The 378-nt window shown below is 58.5% G+C and carries 4 tRNA genes (2 of these 4 running past the window's edge); all 4 read right to left on the bottom strand.

Annotated features, from left to right (window positions below):
• Nucleotides 1-31: transfer RNA gene (locus tag HMPREF3173_RS11865), tRNA-OTHER, on the bottom strand (it extends 49 nt beyond the left edge of the window).
• Between the two features lie 70 nt (nucleotides 32-101).
• Nucleotides 102-177: transfer RNA gene (locus HMPREF3173_RS11860), tRNA-Glu, on the bottom strand.
• Nucleotides 178-219: 42 nt separating this feature from the next.
• Nucleotides 220-295 (bottom strand) — tRNA-Ala (locus HMPREF3173_RS11855).
• 51 nt (nucleotides 296-346) lie between these two features.
• Nucleotides 347-378, bottom strand: a tRNA-OTHER gene (locus tag HMPREF3173_RS11850); it runs 51 nt beyond the window's last position.

Here is a 378-nt window from a genome sequence, read left to right as displayed (position 1 = left end):
GCAGGCGCTCTCCCAGCTGAGCTATAGCCCCAAGGTTAAAACAAAAGGCCCATCCAAACATGAGAATGAGCCTTTCAACTCCCGCAAAGCGCGGGTAAAAGTGGCGTCCCCTAGGGGACTCGAACCCCTGTTACCGCCGTGAAAGGGCGGTGTCCTAGGCCACTAGACGAAGGGGACAACAACCTTCGTGCCGATCCGTTTCCACGGACCGCGGCAAATTGGTGGAGCTAAGCGGGATCGAACCGCTGACCTCCTGCATGCCATGCAGGCGCTCTCCCAGCTGAGCTATAGCCCCGGATTTCTAGCCTCTCGGCCCAGCGACATCGAAACATCGCTTGTGCAAAACTGGCGTCCCCTAGGGGACTCGAACCCCTGTTA

It is taken from the genome of Pseudomonas sp. HMSC08G10, from assembly GCF_001808425.1.
Classification (GTDB): Bacteria; Pseudomonadota; Gammaproteobacteria; order Pseudomonadales; family Pseudomonadaceae; genus Aquipseudomonas; species Aquipseudomonas guariconensis.
Note: the sequence above shows the minus strand (reverse complement) of the source record. Positions and strands in the feature narration are given on the sequence as shown.